The following is a 15,771-nucleotide window of genomic DNA, read 5'->3' as shown; positions in this document are numbered from 1 at the left end:
ATTATGAATAATCTGCCAAGTAATTCTCTCAAAGAATCCCTGTTAAACTCGTTTGGCTTTAATGACTTCCGTCCAGGGCAAGAGCAAACAATAACGCAATTATTAAATGGCCAATCGAGCTTATCTATATTTCCGACAGGCTCGGGTAAAAGTTTATGTTATCAGTTAACTGCACTACATTTACCGCATCTAACTTTAGTAGTATCGCCTTTATTAGCGTTAATGAAAGACCAACTGTCGTTCCTTGCCAGTAAAGGTATTAAAGCAGCAAGTATTGATTCGACCTTAAAAGGCAATGAAGCACAAACGGTTATGGCTGGCGTGCGCGATGGTGATATTAAAGTATTGATGGTCTCAGTAGAGCGTTTTAAAAATGAACGTTTCAGACAATTTATTGAATCAGTACCTGTCTCTATGTTGGTGGTTGATGAAGCGCATTGTATTTCTGAGTGGGGTCATAATTTTAGACCTGACTATTTAAAGCTACCGAGTTATTGCCAAGCGTTAAAAATTTCCTTGGTGTTATTACTCACCGCGACAGCTACGCGTAAAGTAAAACAAGATATGGCGGCTAAGTTCTCGATTCGAGATGAACATATTGTGCAAACGGGCTTTTATCGACAAAATCTCGATTTAAGCGTGTTACCGGTTGCTGAATCACATAAAAATAATCAACTGGAAAAAGTTATTAAGGCGCAACAAGGCGCAGGTATTGTTTACGTTACCTTGCAGCATACCGCTGAAAAGGTTGCACAATACTTAAAGCAGTATGGCATTAATGCTTGTGCTTATCATGCCGGTTTTGACAGTGATACCCGCAGTCAAATCCAGCAAGATTTCATGGAGGGGAAAATCCAAGTCATTGTCGCGACTATTGCTTTTGGTATGGGTATTGATAAAAGTGACATACGTTTTGTTATTCATTACGACTTGCCTAAATCGATAGAAAACTACAGCCAAGAAATAGGCAGAGCAGGGCGAGATGGACTGCCGTCTCAGTGTTTTACCTTAGCAAACCTTGATGGTTTAAATACCGTTGAAAATTTTGTTTATGGTGATACACCAGAGTTTGCTGGCATTGAAAGGTTATTAAATATCATAAAGTCAGAAATTATCACCAGTGCCTACGGCGGCGTGAGTGACAGCAAGTGGGAGTTACAAATACTCCAATTATCTAATGCCGTTAATATCAAACAATTACCGCTTAAAACGTTATTGGTTCAATTAGAGTTAGCTGGGGTGATTGAACCGCTCTATGCTTATTTTGCTGATTTTAAAATTAAACTGTTAAAACCAAAAGCTGAAATAATTAATCGTTTTAATGATCAACGCAAAGATTTTTTACAACGAATTTTTAATGCGACCGACTTTAAAAAAGTGTGGGGCAGTTTAAATTTTGATACGTTATTGCAAGATAAAAGTATTGAGCGTAACCGCGTTATTGCCGCACTTGAATACTTAGCTGAGCAGCAACTGATCGTACTTGAAACAAAAGGTATGACAGAGGTTTTTAAAGTAAACCCTAATGAATTAGCTGATCCTAGTTTATGCTCAAGTCTCAGTAATTACTTTAAAGACAATGAAGAAAAAGAAATAAAACGTATCGCTACGTTAGTGCGTTTCTTTCAACTCGACACTTGCTTAACGGTAAACTTGGCACGTTACTTTGATGATAATTGCTTTGATGCTGCAGGTGTTAATCATTTAGGCACAGTGCCACAATGCGGTCATTGTAGTGTTTGTCGTGGCCAGGTTGCAGTACTTGAACATTCTCAAGCACAAATTCCATGGCCGAGTGATGAAGCCTTAAAGCAGGGCATGACTGAGTTAGCTGAGCGACTTTCAGGTAAAATAAACCAAGCTTTATCTCTTGAGAGTTATTGCCGATTTTTTGCGGGTATGACAGTACCCTTGTTTGGCCGTAATAAAGTAAGACAATTATCGGGTTTTGGCTTATGTGAACAGCAGCGATATCAAGCAATTAGAGATAGAGTCTTCCCGCTGTTCGCCGATCTGAAAAAATAACGTTTCTTTTTCTATTCGAGTAAATAATAAATGTTCACGACCATAAAAAACACAATGCCAATGAGCGTTTGGTATATGTTGATCTCGGCGTTAGGTTTTGCCTTAATGGCAGCCTGCGTAAAAGAGGTTAGCGGCTTGGGTATTCCAGTTCTGGAAATTGTTGCTGCAAGGGCAATCGTGTCGGGCATTATTAGTTATGCTGACATTAAGCGTAAAAAAATCTCTCTATGGGGACATAATAAAGTATTACTGATTGCACGTGGTACCGTCGGATCGTTTGCCTTGATGTTTGTTTATTATGCGGTAACAACGTTGCCTTTGGCTGAAGCGACCGTATTACAATATTTGCACCCTGTCTTTACCGCTGTGCTAGCTTTGTATTTTTTGAAAGAAACCATACAGCGCTCAACCATCGCTTGTATCGTTATCAGTTTACTCGGCTTATTCATCATCATTCAACCTAATTTACAATTAGATAGCGTCGTTCAGTATCCGTGGATTAGTATAGGCGCGGGCGTACTCGGGGCATTTGGTAGTGCAGTGGCTTATATTATTATCAAAAAACTGACTAAAACTGATGACAGCTCAGTCATTATCTTTTATTTCCCACTGGTTGCCTTGCCCATTTCTATGATCATGCTAGGTAGTGACTTTGTTATGCCCAGTTTAGCGGCGACCGGTTTACTCATTTTAGTGGGGATATTCACCCAAGTAGGGCAGGTAGGATTAACCAAAGCACTGCACAGCGCTGATGCTAACAAAGCAACGGCTTATGCGTATGTACAGGTATTGTTTTCAGTTTTCATTGGTTGGGCATACTTTAGTGAAGTACCTATGGCTACTACCATTATTGGTGGTGGTTTAATTATGGTCGGTGCGTTAATCAATGTCTTTTGGAAACGATAGCAAGTACTCACTTTATATTAGTTAAATACCAACTAAGCATCAGCCAATAAGTAGTGATAATCCGAGTAAAAATGGCGTTAATAGTGTTGCAGCAACATTCGCGGCCAAGTACTTTGGAAAGCTGCCAATATTTGATTTATGTTTGACTGCGCCAGTTAATGTAAATACTGAAAGTGCTAACGGCATTAAGGCAATAACACTTATTGTCGGTAGTATTCCAACAGCCATATATATTAAGATTAAAGAATAGGCAGCCACCATAAATAGCCCATAAACCTGATTACTGCGTTTAATACCAAAAGCTAACGGAAAGGTTTTACGGCCAACACTGGCATCAGCTTGCATATCAGGATACTGATTTAACAAAAGCAGATTATTAATTAAGAAAAATGGGATTAGCGATACCAGCCAAACCAGTGGTGAATATTCTAACGTTAAGACTAAATACGTACCCACAACCATCAATAAGCCAAACCCTACACCCGGAGCAATTAAACATAATACTGGCATACGATTTAGCCATTGAGTATAAGTGACAATTATTACCAAGCCGATTAGGCCAATAGGCAATATGCTAGTACCGATAAAAGTAATAAAGTAACAGCCGATAACGATAGTAATAAATAATGCCAACAGCCCTAATAACAACACTACAGTAGCAATGCTCGGATTATTGGGCAGGGCACCACTGCCACCACTAAACGCAGTTTTTTGGGTTTTAAAATCTAAACCACTTTTAAAATCATGATACTCATTCAACATATTTACACTGATGTGAGCAGACATAGCGCCAATAAAAGTAAATGAAAATAGCGTTTTATCAACTAATGCACCACTAGTCAGTGATGTGCAAAACCCTACAAAAACACAGACGAGTGTTAACAATAGGAAGGGAGGACGCATTGTTTTTAATACTGCAGCTATCATGATATGTAGTTCATTCTAGTTTCTCTTACCCTGCTCACCGAGATAAATTACTGACCAAAAGGATGAATTTTTGACAACTCAACTAACTCTTCTCTCACACTTGCTAATTGCTTTGCGTAAATAGTTAAACTCTTTAAACCTACTAATAAACGTGACTGTACTTGCGAGAATCTGTTATCTAATTGTGGATCCAATGCTTGCGCTAAAAAGTCATCAACATTTTGAATAATGGCATGTAAGGGGAGCCACATAAGTTGACTATTTTTAGCCGCATAACCTTTTAATAACGAAATAGGATTACTGCCACCACCCGAGGATGAAACACCTATAGCAAAGGCAGGTTTGTGACCTAGCGGTAAACCGTTGGCGGAGCCATTAGCCGTTAATAGTAATAAATTAACAAGGGCTGGGGGGATCATACCGCCCCATTCTGGTGCTATAAACACCACTGCATCACAGGCGTATAACTGACTTAACACCTCATCTTTATTACTTGCTAACGCAGCTGAATCGTCTCTAGCTAAACCATAATGGTCTAATAAAAAGGCTAACGTGATAAATCTAATACTGATGAGTTAACACCTTGGATGTCATTCAATATGGGCTTTTGAACACAGTTGGCGACATCAAAACTTTTAGATTCATCTCGTTGGCTACTACTGACAAGCAAAATATTCAATTATCTCTCCAATATTTATATAGCGTTAATTTTTAATTGTTTGTTATACGTTTTTTACCACAAAGTCGATAACCGAATAAGTACAATAGTCCAGTAAAAAGCCAGACAATACCTACGTAAAATACCACGTCACTCACTTTTTCGGGCTGGCGTAGCCATAACTGCAATGGCAACATTCCGCGAATAATACATAAGGTCGCTATGGTATAAATTGCATAGTTCACCAACGGTAATTTGTTTATTAGTTTACCAGTAAAACCAGCAGCAGATAGCGCATAAAGACCTAGCACAACAAAAATACCAGAGACTAATAGGGTGCCTATTGGCGCTAAATAGGTTCCATTAATTGCGGACTCTATAATTTGCGCTGGCGCCATTTGTGCGGCATAACATTGCGGGCCTAAATAAATACAAGATAAGTGCGCAGCAGCTGTGCCCATCGCTATTAATGTAGCGAGAACTAAAAATACAATACCGATTTGTGGTTTCACGTTAACTCCATTTAAGTGAATTGCGGATTATTGCACAGACGCCTTAGCGAAGATAAAATCACACATTAAGATTTACTGTCAGCGATTAATCGTGCGTGGTTAGGATTAGTGTTTTCTTGTAAATACAGTGAAATCTCTTTGTGCGCTTGGCGAAATGGCTTATATAAATGAGACTTTAATGCTTTCTTTACCTGTTTTATCTCAATGCCTTTTATTACGCAAAATAATGCTAACGCGTAAACTGTTTCTAACTCAGGTAATGCCGCCTGACGATTCAGGCTTTGGTTGTTACAAGAACCACAGCCGCCTTTAAATTGGTAAGCTGTATTAGCAAAAATAACACCAAAGCCCATAAAACAGGCGACTAAATCTATTGTTTGCGGTAATACTTCCTTGCCACCAGGAGGGAGGACGCCATGTTGGTTAACTAAAATACCGGCCTGTATTTGAACTAAATAGGCAATTAAATCTTGTGGTTGGTTAAGCTGACTAGCGTGAAATGCAATATCTATCGTAGGTGTTGAAGTCGGGGTTGTAGTTACTAGTTCTTCACCCTCTACTTTATAACTCATAGCAGCGCCAATATTAGCGCTGGCATTAGTACTTACATTAGCAGTTTCACCGCGAAGTCTTGATTCAAAAGTTAACTGAGGCATTAGTTTTTGGGTAAAACCTTCGGCAGCAGTCAGCTTTATTGGCCATGAGGTCATACCGGTATATTTAAGGGTATTAGCAAATATGGTATCTGCCATTTCTTCTACGCTGCTTGAACTACCCGGATAAAAGCTATTGTTAGGTAGAATCAACTCACTGTTCTTTTGAAAAAAGTCGCCATCAAGTTGATCAATACACCAAGCAAAGGTATCAAATACCCACGCTTTGCTTGATTCATCAATCACAGGTTTTGTTTTAAAGAAAGTTGATAACATTAACGGATGCCTTTATTTATTGCTGATTAGTGCTTATTAGCCCATGAGTGAGCTTTAGTCTTATAAAACTAGGGTAATTAAGAACTGACCAAGAGTAAACTTATTTCAAGAGAGTAACGACTGGAACGACATTACTGCCAAGTTATAAATAGATGCGCTGTAGTGAATATATTACAGCGTCTTTAACATCCACACATCGCAACCGCTGTGGATGGTACCTGCTAAAGGGGTATCTAGATGAATGAAACCTAGTTTTTCATAGAGAGATATTGCTGATGTCATGTTAGTTAATGTGTCTAAGTAGCATTGTTTATAGCCTTGAACTTTAGCAAAAGCTAAACAATCTTCAGTAAGTTTTTTGCCAAGGCCTAACCCTCGACTTTCTGCTAGTAGGAATAACTTACGTAACTCACATATTTCATCACTACCATTAAAAGCAGCAATACCACTACCGCCAACTATTTTCTCTTCGATAGTGGCAACTAAGTAACAGCTAGCGTCTTCATTTTTATAATGCTGACTCATCGCATTAACTTCAGCATCCGAAGGGCCAAAGCCTTCACCTACGGCGCCAAACTCGGCGCCAACTTTTTTAATTATTTCGCAAACCTGTGGATCTTGATGTGTTTTGATGGGCTCAATTTTATAGCTCATTAAATTTTTCCTAACCAATGTAATTGTCTTTTTATTACTATATCAGTTAGTCATTGATTACTTGGTAATAAAACATCAATAGTATTTAGTGACTAGTGCCTTTTTCATAGCTAATTTTGTTAAATACATTGTACTTACCAGACGGTTTTTTCATTGGCATACGTTTTACTATCTCTAAAGTTTCAGCATCGTAAACAATGAGTTCACCATCCATATCCCACACGCTTAATAGTACGAATTTTCCGTCTTTGGTAAACTCGACATGAGCGGCATTTTTACCTGGTGATGGTGATAAGGTTTTCACTATTTCTAACGTGCTCTTATCAATAACATGTACTTTGTCGTTGTTCGGGCCAAAGAATACATCGGTCCAAGCATAACGTGATTTACTGTGGCTGCGCATAAAGAAACCAGGTCCTTCGGTTTTAATCTCTTTAATGACATTCCAATTTTCCATATCAATAACGGTAATTTTACCTTCTTTGATATTTGGCGAAGCAAACACTTCCTTACCTTGATAGTTCCAGGTAATACCAGAGCCTAAGTGTGGCATGCCTGTTAAACCGATTGAAGCTACCTTTTTCTTAGTGTCTAAGTTGATGACTTGGCCATTGTGACTGTTACGCGCGGTACCAATTAAATTGATGTAATCAGGGTCGAAGAAAAAGTCATTTAAGTAATCATCAGTTTTAATACGACGAATAGGGAATTGCTCATTCTTTTTAGATAAGTCAGCTTTCCAACCTTCTGCTTTGGCTTCTACTCTATAGTCATGCGCCCAACCTTTATAGACTTCAACGCCACCTTCATCACTGTAAGGGATTTCCCATACTTCTTTGACGTCTTTTAGTGCAACGATAAAGCTAAAGCGAGGTGGTGCGTTGTAAACAGCGCTGACGCGAGAACTATTGCCATCACTATCGATGGCATCAATCACTTTAAGCGGCGATAAGTCAGTGGTATTGAGTATTACTACATTGTTAGGTAAGTAGTTGCCAACAATTAAATAGTTGCCATCATTTGATATGGCGATGTTTCGGGTATTAATTGCCGCACGAACTTCATTGACTGTTTTGCGATTATAAATATCGTATTTGCTGATCCAACCATCTCGAGAGGCAAAAAATACAAAACGGCCGTCAGGTGAATACTTTGGCCCGCCGTGTAAGGCAAAGCGCGTTTTAAAGCGATCTAAGGGCTCAAAGGTGTCGCCGTTTAATAAGGTCGCGCTGTGATCACCTAATTCAACGACAATAAATAAATTCATTAAGTCAGCATCAAATTGCGCTTCATTGGGTAATTTACTTTGATCAAAATGTTGTACTTTTGACGCGTTAATATCGGCAACTGTCCAGCTAAGTGAGGCTTTTGATGGCGTATAAATATAATCGGCTAAACTGGCTATTTCAGCCTTGCTTAAGGTCTTCGTTGAGGCATTGTTAAAAGCAGGCATTTGTGTGGCAGCACGACCATTATTGATAACCTCAATAGCCTTGTTTTTTCGGAATCGAGCAAGATTTTCGGGTAATAAAGCCGGTCCCATAGCGCCTAATCTATCAACACCATGACAGCTTTGGCAATTGTCTTGATAGAGCTTCTTGGTGGCAGCTTTTTCAGTGGCAGACATTGCGATCTTTGTTGTTGTCGCTGCATTGGCAATATTAGCCGTGAAGGAACCACATAAAATCGCGACAGAGAGCGACAGTAAAAGAAGGTTTTTAGTCATGGTGGAACCTTTATGTTCGTGATATTTAGCCCATGGATTCCCGCTAAGTGAATGCGGGAATGACGGCTATTGGGCTAAGGTTTTATGAAATAACTTTCCAGTCGTCATCCTCGTGGTGTGTTAATCGAGGATCCAGCTGTTTTATTTAAGCTATTTTTATTGCTTGTGGTTGCACATAGTCATTGGCATCTAAAAAGCCCGGTGTTTTTAATTGTTGTTCAGTGAGCTGATTCACCACATCACCAATAACGATAAGCGTTGGTGGGGTAATGTTGTGTTTTTTTACTAGCTCAGCCAAGTTACCGATAGTGCCTCGATAGGTTTTTTGTTCCGGTTGGGTACCTTTGCGAATTAAGGCTGCTGGCGTATTAATATCTCGGCCATGCTCAACTAATTTTTCTGTAATTTTAGATAAGGTATTAATCCCCATGTAAAACACAACCGTTTGGGTTGGGCAACATAAACTCTGCCATGGCAAGTTAAGCTGACCATTGTTTTGAATATGACCAGTAATGAAAGTACAGCCTTGCGCAACACCACGATGGGTTAACGGTATGCCAGCATAGGTGGTACAGCCTGAAGCGGCGGTGATACCTGGGCAAATATGGCAACTTACACCATGTTGCAGCATATATTCTGCTTCTTCACCACCACGACCAAATATAAAAGGGTCGCCACCTTTTAAGCGCAACACTCTTTTGCCTAAGCGCGCTTCTTCAACTAAAATTTCGTTGATGCGGTCTTGCGGTACGCAATGTTTGGCTTGCTCTTTACCGACGTAAAAACGTTCACAGTTATCAGGTAATAGCGCTAGTATTTCATCACTTACCAAACGGTCATAGATGGCTATTTCAGCTTGCTCAATAAAACGCATAGCACGGATTGTCAGTAATTCAGCATCACCAGGACCAGATCCTACTAAGGCAACTTCGCCTTGGTTTAATACTGATTTTCCTCGTGCTGATATTTTGCCATTATCTACAGATATGAGGCTGTTTGGCTGGTTTGATTGATTTAATGATGATGTCTTCATGCTCTCGCCTTATTGAACTGGAGCCCATTTTCAGGACAGGCTCGGTTGCTTAATTAGTTTCTTTAATCGGTATGTATTGTTAAAAATTAGTCTGCGATTCGCCGCTAAACTTCGACAAATTGAATTGCCTTTTTTTCATTGGCTAACCCGTCTGAAAATTTTGATGGCGGTGGGGTATAGCCTATTTCACTGTCATCTAAGTAACAGCCAGGATCTTCTGCCCAAGCATCACCCGATTGTGCAAAAGCACGGGTGCGGGTATTACCACCACAAATATTTAAAAACTTACATTGTGCACAGCGTCCTTTTACCGGACGAGGGCTCTGTCTAAAGCCAAGCATTAATGGGTCTTGGGTGTTTTTCCAAACGTCAGAGAATTTTTCTGTTTTCACATTACCAATGGGATGATTCCACCAATAGGTATCAGGGTGAATGGTGCCGGTATTGTCGATGTTAGCGACATTAACGCCACTGGCATTACCGCCCCAATTGATTAAACGTTGCTGTAAATTGGCAATACATTGTGGGTGACTTTCGCCAAATTGTTTGGTGGCCCATTTTAATAAAAAAGGTCCGTCCGCATCGTTATTACCGGTGACAAAATCGGTTTCTATGCCTTGGCTGATATGAGACCAAGCACGTTCATAGAGCAATTCCATTGCATCTTTAGTCATCTTGAACATGGCATCATCTTCAGCGGTACGTTTGCCACGACCCGAATAATTCAAATGAGACAGATAAAATTTATCGACGTTATTTTCTTCCATTAGATCTAACATCGCAGGTAAATCTTTTTCGTTATCCTTGGTTAAACAAAGGCGCATGCCGATTTTTATACCTGCCTCTTTACATAATTTAATGGCGTGCATTGAGGTTTTAAAGCTGCCTTTTTGTCGGCGGAATTCATCGTGAAATTCTTCTAAACCATCAATACTAATACCAACATATTGATAATTTGCTGCTTTGATTTGGGCAATATTGGACTCATCAATTAAAGTACCATTAGTCGACAGGGCAACATAAAAACCTTTTTCTTTAGCGTAAGCGGTAATTTCATAAATATCAGGGCGCATTAAAGGTTCACCACCTGAAAGAATTAACACAGGTACGTGAGCAACCTTTAAATCATCAATGGTGGCTTTAACTTGCTCGGTTGATAACTCATCTTTAAAATCAATATCTAACGAGGTTGCATAACAGTGTTTGCAACGAAGATTGCAGCGACGGATCAAGTTCCAGATAACCACAGGACCAGGCATTTTCCTTGCCGCTTTTACTGGCTTAAATTCAGCCATATCATCATGCAATGTTTTCAAAAGTTGTGAGATTCTAAACATAATTTATTTATACCCAGGCAAAGTTAATAATGGTAATGCTCTTGTTGCGAACAAGCGTAGCGCTGAATTAGCTATCGCTTTAAACGCAAACCTGTTTTTTTCAGTATTGCTGTGCTGGTTAACATATCATTACTTTTAGTCATGAAGTCTTGACTTAAATCATGGTTGCGCGTGACCAATACTTCTTTTAACAATTCTTTGATCTGACCCCTATACTTGGCTATTGCTTCAGGGGTTTTTCCGTGCACCATGGCAAATAAATTGTAATTCCATTGGGGTAAGTGACGTGGGCGAAGGTAACAATGACTGACAAAAGGCAGTCGACCGACAGCATCACCAAACTTTTCAGCTTGCTCATCATCAATATCCCATACCGTCATGCCGTTATATAGATAACCCAACTTGTAATGATTAGGCACGGCTGCGATACGTCTGATAACGCCGCGGTCTAATAAATCATTGGTTAATGCCAAAACGGCTGCAACACTCATCTCCATTTGGTCGGCAATATGATGATAAGGTTTTTCAATAATGGGTAAGCCATTTTGCGTGAGCAGAATATATTGGCGTTCTATTGCTGTTAAAGTGGGTTTTTCTTGGATGATATTGTTATCCGACATAATATGCTCTGCTAAAGTAATGAGTGTTAAATTGCTGATACGATGAATTAAGCGGTGAGTTCGCTATACCGGCAGATATAAACCCACGTAAAACTCTTTAAGTTTTGGTGTATTGAGTACACTTAAGCCTGTTTTTTCTTCGATGGCGGTAATTACACGTTCAATTTCATCGGCCTCTTCTGTCGCGATAACAAACCACATATTAAATCTGTGAGTACGGCGGTAGTTATGGGCTATTTGTTCGAAGCTATTTACTTGCTCGGTCACTTGGTCAAAATCTTCATCGGGCACGGCGAGTGCTGCTAAGGTGAATGCGCCACCTAAATAAACGGCGTCAAACATTGGGCCAAAGCGGCTTAATACTCGGCTTTCCTTTAATTCATTTAAATGCCGTATTACTTCAGCTTCAGTGCTATTAAGCTCATTAGCGATTTGCTCAAAAGGGCGTTCACAAACAGGCACACCGTGCTGTAGTAGGTTGATCAGGCTTTTATCAAGCGCAGAGAGCTCGGCTACCTCATGACAAATCTTTTCATTATTGGTTGCGGTATTCATTACGTTAGTTGTTGTCTTATCCGCAGTTTTGTTAGCGGTAGATGAGCTTAGAGTGGTGTTATCCATGAGCTTGTCCTTGTTGTGCAGTGTTCAAAGCATTGTTGTTGCTCACTTTGCTGTTTTTTGTTTTAGCGCTCTTTGTTTTGCCATAGCGTGCGCCATGTTGTTTATAAGCTTTAAAACTAAACAGCACATCTTTTTGGATTGACTCAAGGCTAAGTTGTTCTGTTATTTGATCAATCTGTTGTAAAACTAGGGATCTATCTGTGCCATGAATCATGCAGAATAAGTTATAAGGCCAATCTGGTAGACGACGAGGGCGTTGATAACACAGTGAAACAGGGGCGCATTTTGCTAGCTTCTGAGCAACGCCATCCATGTCGTCATTAGGAATATTCCAAACGACCATGGCATTGGCGTCATAGCCTAATTTTCGATGTTTAATAACTAAACCAAAGCGGCGAATTAAGCCTTCTTCTTGCCAAAGGGAAATTTGCATTATCACTTGTTGCTCTGTCAGTGATAGTTGCTGGGCAATCACTTGATAAGGCAATAAACTCGTTGGTAGACCTTTTTCTATAGCGCTACGTAAGGCTACTTTCTCATGGTCAGTTAAGCAGGTTGTATCATTACTATTAAAGGTAATCGTTTTGCTTTGCTGATTAGAGGTAGGGCTTTCAACACCGGTAACATTAATACTGAACGCTAAGTCAATGTGGTATGAAGCTTCCATAGGTAAAACCAAAACAGCTAAACCTGTGAGTAATTCAATATTTGCTATCGTGCTATTAAGTGCCACCATATCGCTGGCTGTTACGACAAACCAAAGGTTGTACTTTTCCTTTTGAGAATGAGATTCTCTGCCGTAGTTATGATTAACTTGCTCGAATTGATTAACAATACCGGCAATTTTATCTAAGTCTTTTGCTGGCACAGCCAATGCGGCCAAAGTGCTTGCGCCTGCTTTTTTATGATCAAATACAGGTCCAACGCGTGATAGCACTTCTTGGTTGCTGAGATCATCAATAGCTAGAAATACTTTCAGCTCATTCGTGACAATATTAACTTTTGCTAGTTGCTCAGCAATTGTTTTATAAGGCTGGCTAGTAAGGGGGAAGCCCTTTTGACTGTTATTAATAATGTCTTGCTGTAATTGTGATATATCAGCGATGTCTTTAGTCATATTTTTAGCCGTATTGTTAGACATGATTACAAGCCTATTTGGTGTGCGCGATTGGTGAAAAAAATACCGCTCGGGCTTGATGATTTAAGTGTTTTTTGTAAGGTTTGAGTTTTAGTGTCGTATATTTGAATTTCATTGCTGTCGCGTACTGACATCCATACGTGTTCGCCACGTGGGGTAAATTCCATGTGTAAAACCGCAGGACCAGGGGTTAAGGTTTTGACTAACTCAAAGGTTTCGGTATTAAATATCTGAATGGTGTTGTTGTCAGGGTAAGCAAAGTTAACCCATATTTGGCGGTTATCAGGCTGCGCCATAACAAATATTGGCTGGCTATGAGCCGATATTTCTGTCACTTGTTGCCATGTTTTAGTATTTACCACTAAGACTTTATGTTGACCCACTGCCGGCATAAAAGCGTAATCGCCAGCGATTGCCCAGCCTTCTAAATGCGGCATTTTATAAACAGGTAGTTTCTGCTCGCCTTTACCGTAGTGAGGTAAAATGCGTTTTACGCCTTGTTCAATATGCCATAAATCAAGTAATGCCATGCCGTCTTCACCAAATAGCCCCGCTATATAGTAGCGACCGTCGGGGCTCATTAATGCGTCGTAAGGGAATAAGCCAATATTGGTAAATTTTGTTAGCTTAGGTGCAAATTTAAGTGTTTTACTTTTTTCAATATCTGAGAAGTCAGCAACCCAAATTTCATTGCTGTCGAATAAGCTAAAAACAAATTTGTTGTTGGGCGCATCAACTAAGCCAACCACTTTAGAACGCACTGGGCTGCCATCTTTATTTTTAGGTTTAGTGGTTAAAATTGAGCTATTAATGGTAGCGACTAATTCTAACGTTTCACTGTTAAATACTTTTACGCCGCCAGGGGTGTAGTTTGAAACAGCAACTAATTTACCATCTTGACTAATGGCGCCGCCAATACTGTTACCAGATTGCATTACTCGCTTGGCAATTTTGTCTTTAAGAATATCTATTTTAGTTAACCCCCCATCGCGGCCAAAAACATAGGCGTAACGTTGGTCACGTGAGTAAACAATTGAAGCGTGAGATAAATCACCTAAGCCATCTATTTCGGCCAATACTTCTTGATGGGTATGGTTGATAATTTGCACTTGACCAGTGGCGCGTTCAATAACAACCCCCATATCACCTGTGGCGCGTAATGGTACTTCAGCTATGTCATTAGTAGTTTGACTAGAGCAAGCGGCAATAACGCTCGATAGTAATGCAACGCTCGCTAGTTTTAATAAAGTAGTATTCATCTGTTTTCCTAAAATTGTTATTAAATTTTTTATAAATAAAGATGGATTCCCGATTCAGCTTTGCAGTTCCAGACCAAAGCTAAGTGCCTACATCCGTGTAGGTAAAGCGACTACGGGAATGACAGCCTGTCCTTGCTATTACTGCTTGAAATGACGGCCAGTCTTCATTATTGCTAGTGTGATTAGTTTTGTATTACTGCTTCGCAATTTTTCCTGCTTTTAATTGTTGGGAAATCCATAACGCTTCTTGTTCTGTTAGTAGCGTTTTCCATGGCGGCATAGCTGTGCCTGCTCGGCCATGTAAAATAGTATGTTGTAATAAAAAAACGGGTTTCCCTGCAAGGTTTTCAGGTAATAAAGCCGGGCCTAAACCACCTTTTAAGGTCATGCCATGACAAGATCCGCAATCTTGTTGAACTATATGGGTCAGTTGATTTTTACGTGCTTGAGGTAATTCGTCTTCGCTGCCGACAAGGTTTACTGCAAAAGCGGCTGTAACAAAGGTAAGGCTTAATAAATGAGTAGCCATAACTAAGCAGCTTAAGGTGATTTTTAAAGAACTCATTTGATTTCCACTGTGCTTTCTAAGTTGGCTTAACCTTATAACGCTTAGGGGATTAGTTTTTTGTCAAAGATCATACTTTGATAAGGAAGTGCGGGGCTTTTTTGATTTAAATCATCGAAAGAGGGATTAACAAAAAAAAGAGCCTCAAGGAAGCTCTTTATTGTGTTTAGCTGTGAAGTTTGTGTGATTAAGTGTTAATGAATACCCTTATTATGTAGGTGCTCAGAATACTGTTTATCGGTACCATTTATATGATTTATTAACCAATCAGATAAAAAACTGGCAATTTCATCAAGGGCATCATGTCCTTTGTCATTGTATAGCTGTACAAATTTTTCAACTTGCTCAATCATCACTTTATGCTGCGCTTTATGGGCGATTAAATCGGGATAGTCATTATCTTCCATCATTTTTTCTTCACGCTCAAAATGATATTTGGTATAGCTAATTAATTCGTTTAACGCTTCTTTTTCAAAAGACTCACTCATGGCGTAGTCGTAAGCAATGCTGAAGTTATTTAATAAACTGATCAGCTTTTTATGATCATCATCTATATGAGCTATGCCTACACTGTACTCCTCACGCCACAGTACTTGAGTAGGATTAGATTTTTTCTTGTAAAGAATGGGAATCAGAACCAACACCGCAATTAAAATCCAAGAGATGGGATTGGCCATACTTGATAAAAAACCTAAAAATATGGCCACAATAATTAAGCCGATGATAGCCGCATAAATAAAAGACTTAGTGCGATTCTCCATAAATAATACCCCTAAAAATAATATGGTTAAGTGTTTGTAACGTTGACTGAATAGTAGCGCTTAATACTGATGAACAAGTAGTATTTTTATAATTGAAAGC

17 protein-coding genes are annotated in these 15,771 nt (G+C 39.5%); 2 read left to right on the top strand and 15 right to left on the bottom strand.

Annotation, left to right across the window (positions count from 1 at the left end):
• The first annotated feature begins 3 nt into the window (after window positions 1–3).
• A complete protein-coding gene (locus tag CXF71_RS19390; RefSeq protein WP_101234568.1) occupies window positions 4–2,025 on the top strand; it encodes a RecQ family ATP-dependent DNA helicase in 2,022 nt (673 codons plus the stop codon).
• Window positions 2,026–2,055: 30 nt separating this feature from the next.
• Entirely contained in the window at window positions 2,056–2,931 is an 876-nt protein-coding gene (locus CXF71_RS19385; RefSeq protein ID WP_198559922.1) for a DMT family transporter, read from the top strand.
• Between the two features lie 39 nt (window positions 2,932–2,970).
• Here the strand turns inward: CXF71_RS19385 and CXF71_RS19380 are convergent, their stop codons facing one another.
• From CXF71_RS19380 to CXF71_RS19315, 15 genes are all read right to left on the bottom strand, one after another.
• Entirely contained in the window at window positions 2,971–3,858 is an 888-nt protein-coding gene (locus CXF71_RS19380; protein WP_232771551.1) for a prenyltransferase, read from the bottom strand.
• A gap of 47 nt (window positions 3,859–3,905) precedes the next feature.
• Entirely contained in the window at window positions 3,906–4,337 is a 432-nt protein-coding gene (locus CXF71_RS19375) for an NAD(P)H-dependent oxidoreductase (protein ID WP_157826804.1), read from the bottom strand.
• A gap of 68 nt (window positions 4,338–4,405) precedes the next feature.
• Entirely contained in the window at window positions 4,406–4,537 is a 132-nt protein-coding gene (locus CXF71_RS21855) for a hypothetical protein (protein ID WP_269800826.1), read from the bottom strand.
• Between the two features lie 32 nt (window positions 4,538–4,569).
• Window positions 4,570–5,028, bottom strand: a complete 459-nt coding sequence (locus CXF71_RS19370) for a hypothetical protein (RefSeq protein ID WP_101234566.1) — start codon at window positions 5,026–5,028, stop codon at window positions 4,570–4,572.
• 65 nt (window positions 5,029–5,093) lie between these two features.
• Complete coding sequence (locus CXF71_RS19365; RefSeq protein ID WP_101234565.1) at window positions 5,094–5,957, bottom strand: hypothetical protein; 864 nt, start codon at window positions 5,955–5,957, stop codon at window positions 5,094–5,096.
• Window positions 5,958–6,128: 171 nt separating this feature from the next.
• Window positions 6,129–6,611, bottom strand: a complete 483-nt coding sequence (locus CXF71_RS19360) for a GNAT family N-acetyltransferase (protein WP_101234564.1) — start codon at window positions 6,609–6,611, stop codon at window positions 6,129–6,131.
• Between the two features lie 85 nt (window positions 6,612–6,696).
• The gene (locus tag CXF71_RS19355) at window positions 6,697–8,337 is read right to left on the bottom strand and encodes a nitrite reductase (RefSeq protein WP_101234563.1); all 1,641 of its coding nucleotides are present in this window, start codon (window positions 8,335–8,337) and stop codon (window positions 6,697–6,699) included.
• Between the two features lie 145 nt (window positions 8,338–8,482).
• Window positions 8,483–9,370: a uroporphyrinogen-III C-methyltransferase gene (gene cobA / locus CXF71_RS19350; protein ID WP_198559921.1), complete on the bottom strand. Its 888-nt coding sequence runs from the start codon at window positions 9,368–9,370 to the stop codon at window positions 8,483–8,485.
• Window positions 9,371–9,474: 104 nt separating this feature from the next.
• Window positions 9,475–10,707: a heme d1 biosynthesis radical SAM protein NirJ gene (nirJ, locus tag CXF71_RS19345; protein ID WP_101234562.1), complete on the bottom strand. Its 1,233-nt coding sequence runs from the start codon at window positions 10,705–10,707 to the stop codon at window positions 9,475–9,477.
• A gap of 71 nt (window positions 10,708–10,778) precedes the next feature.
• Entirely contained in the window at window positions 10,779–11,327 is a 549-nt protein-coding gene (gene ahbB / locus CXF71_RS19340; protein WP_101234561.1) for a siroheme decarboxylase subunit beta, read from the bottom strand.
• Window positions 11,328–11,390: 63 nt separating this feature from the next.
• Entirely contained in the window at window positions 11,391–11,948 is a 558-nt protein-coding gene (locus CXF71_RS19335) for an Lrp/AsnC family transcriptional regulator (protein ID WP_232771550.1), read from the bottom strand.
• Window positions 11,941–13,089, bottom strand: a complete 1,149-nt coding sequence (ahbB, locus tag CXF71_RS19330) for a siroheme decarboxylase subunit beta (RefSeq protein WP_101234560.1) — start codon at window positions 13,087–13,089, stop codon at window positions 11,941–11,943. The genes CXF71_RS19335 and ahbB (CXF71_RS19330) overlap by 8 nt, the downstream gene beginning before the upstream one ends.
• A 2-nt stretch (window positions 13,090–13,091) precedes the next feature.
• On the bottom strand, window positions 13,092–14,345 hold the full coding sequence (locus CXF71_RS19325) for a cytochrome D1 domain-containing protein (protein ID WP_101234559.1): 1,254 nt from the start codon (window positions 14,343–14,345) through the stop codon (window positions 13,092–13,094).
• Between the two features lie 193 nt (window positions 14,346–14,538).
• Complete coding sequence (locus CXF71_RS19320; RefSeq protein WP_198559920.1) at window positions 14,539–14,910, bottom strand: c-type cytochrome; 372 nt, start codon at window positions 14,908–14,910, stop codon at window positions 14,539–14,541.
• A 194-nt stretch (window positions 14,911–15,104) separates the two neighbouring features.
• The gene (locus CXF71_RS19315; RefSeq protein WP_101234558.1) at window positions 15,105–15,671 is read right to left on the bottom strand and encodes a bacteriohemerythrin; all 567 of its coding nucleotides are present in this window, start codon (window positions 15,669–15,671) and stop codon (window positions 15,105–15,107) included.
• Between the last annotated feature and the right edge of the window lie 100 nt (window positions 15,672–15,771).

It is taken from the genome of Colwellia sp. 12G3 (genome assembly GCF_002836775.1).
Taxonomy (GTDB): domain Bacteria; phylum Pseudomonadota; class Gammaproteobacteria; order Enterobacterales; family Alteromonadaceae; genus Colwellia.
The sequence above is the reverse complement of the archived record's forward strand: the minus strand, read 5'-3'. Positions and strand labels throughout refer to the sequence as shown.

Excerpts from the sequence above, each read along its gene's own strand:
- CXF71_RS19385 (WP_198559922.1), top strand. The coding sequence starts at position 2,056 with ATGTTCACGACCATAAAAAACACAATGCCAATGAGCGTTTGGTATATG.
- CXF71_RS19355 (WP_101234563.1), bottom strand. The coding sequence starts at position 8,337 with ATGACTAAAAACCTTCTTTTACTGTCGCTCTCTGTCGCGATTTTATGT.
- CXF71_RS19380 (WP_232771551.1), bottom strand. The coding sequence starts at position 3,858 with ATGATAGCTGCAGTATTAAAAACAATGCGTCCTCCCTTCCTATTGTTA.
- CXF71_RS19390 (WP_101234568.1), top strand. The coding sequence starts at position 4 with ATGAATAATCTGCCAAGTAATTCTCTCAAAGAATCCCTGTTAAACTCG.
- ahbB (WP_101234560.1), bottom strand. The coding sequence starts at position 13,089 with ATGTCTAACAATACGGCTAAAAATATGACTAAAGACATCGCTGATATA.
- CXF71_RS19320 (WP_198559920.1), bottom strand. The coding sequence starts at position 14,910 with ATGAGTTCTTTAAAAATCACCTTAAGCTGCTTAGTTATGGCTACTCAT.
- CXF71_RS19360 (WP_101234564.1), bottom strand. The coding sequence starts at position 6,611 with ATGAGCTATAAAATTGAGCCCATCAAAACACATCAAGATCCACAGGTT.
- CXF71_RS19325 (WP_101234559.1), bottom strand. The coding sequence starts at position 14,345 with ATGAATACTACTTTATTAAAACTAGCGAGCGTTGCATTACTATCGAGC.
- CXF71_RS19315 (WP_101234558.1), bottom strand. The coding sequence starts at position 15,671 with ATGGAGAATCGCACTAAGTCTTTTATTTATGCGGCTATCATCGGCTTA.
- CXF71_RS19335 (WP_232771550.1), bottom strand. The coding sequence starts at position 11,948 with ATGGATAACACCACTCTAAGCTCATCTACCGCTAACAAAACTGCGGAT.
- ahbB (WP_101234561.1), bottom strand. The coding sequence starts at position 11,327 with ATGTCGGATAACAATATCATCCAAGAAAAACCCACTTTAACAGCAATA.
- CXF71_RS19365 (WP_101234565.1), bottom strand. The coding sequence starts at position 5,957 with ATGTTATCAACTTTCTTTAAAACAAAACCTGTGATTGATGAATCAAGC.
- cobA (WP_198559921.1), bottom strand. The coding sequence starts at position 9,370 with ATGAAGACATCATCATTAAATCAATCAAACCAGCCAAACAGCCTCATA.
- nirJ (WP_101234562.1), bottom strand. The coding sequence starts at position 10,707 with ATGTTTAGAATCTCACAACTTTTGAAAACATTGCATGATGATATGGCT.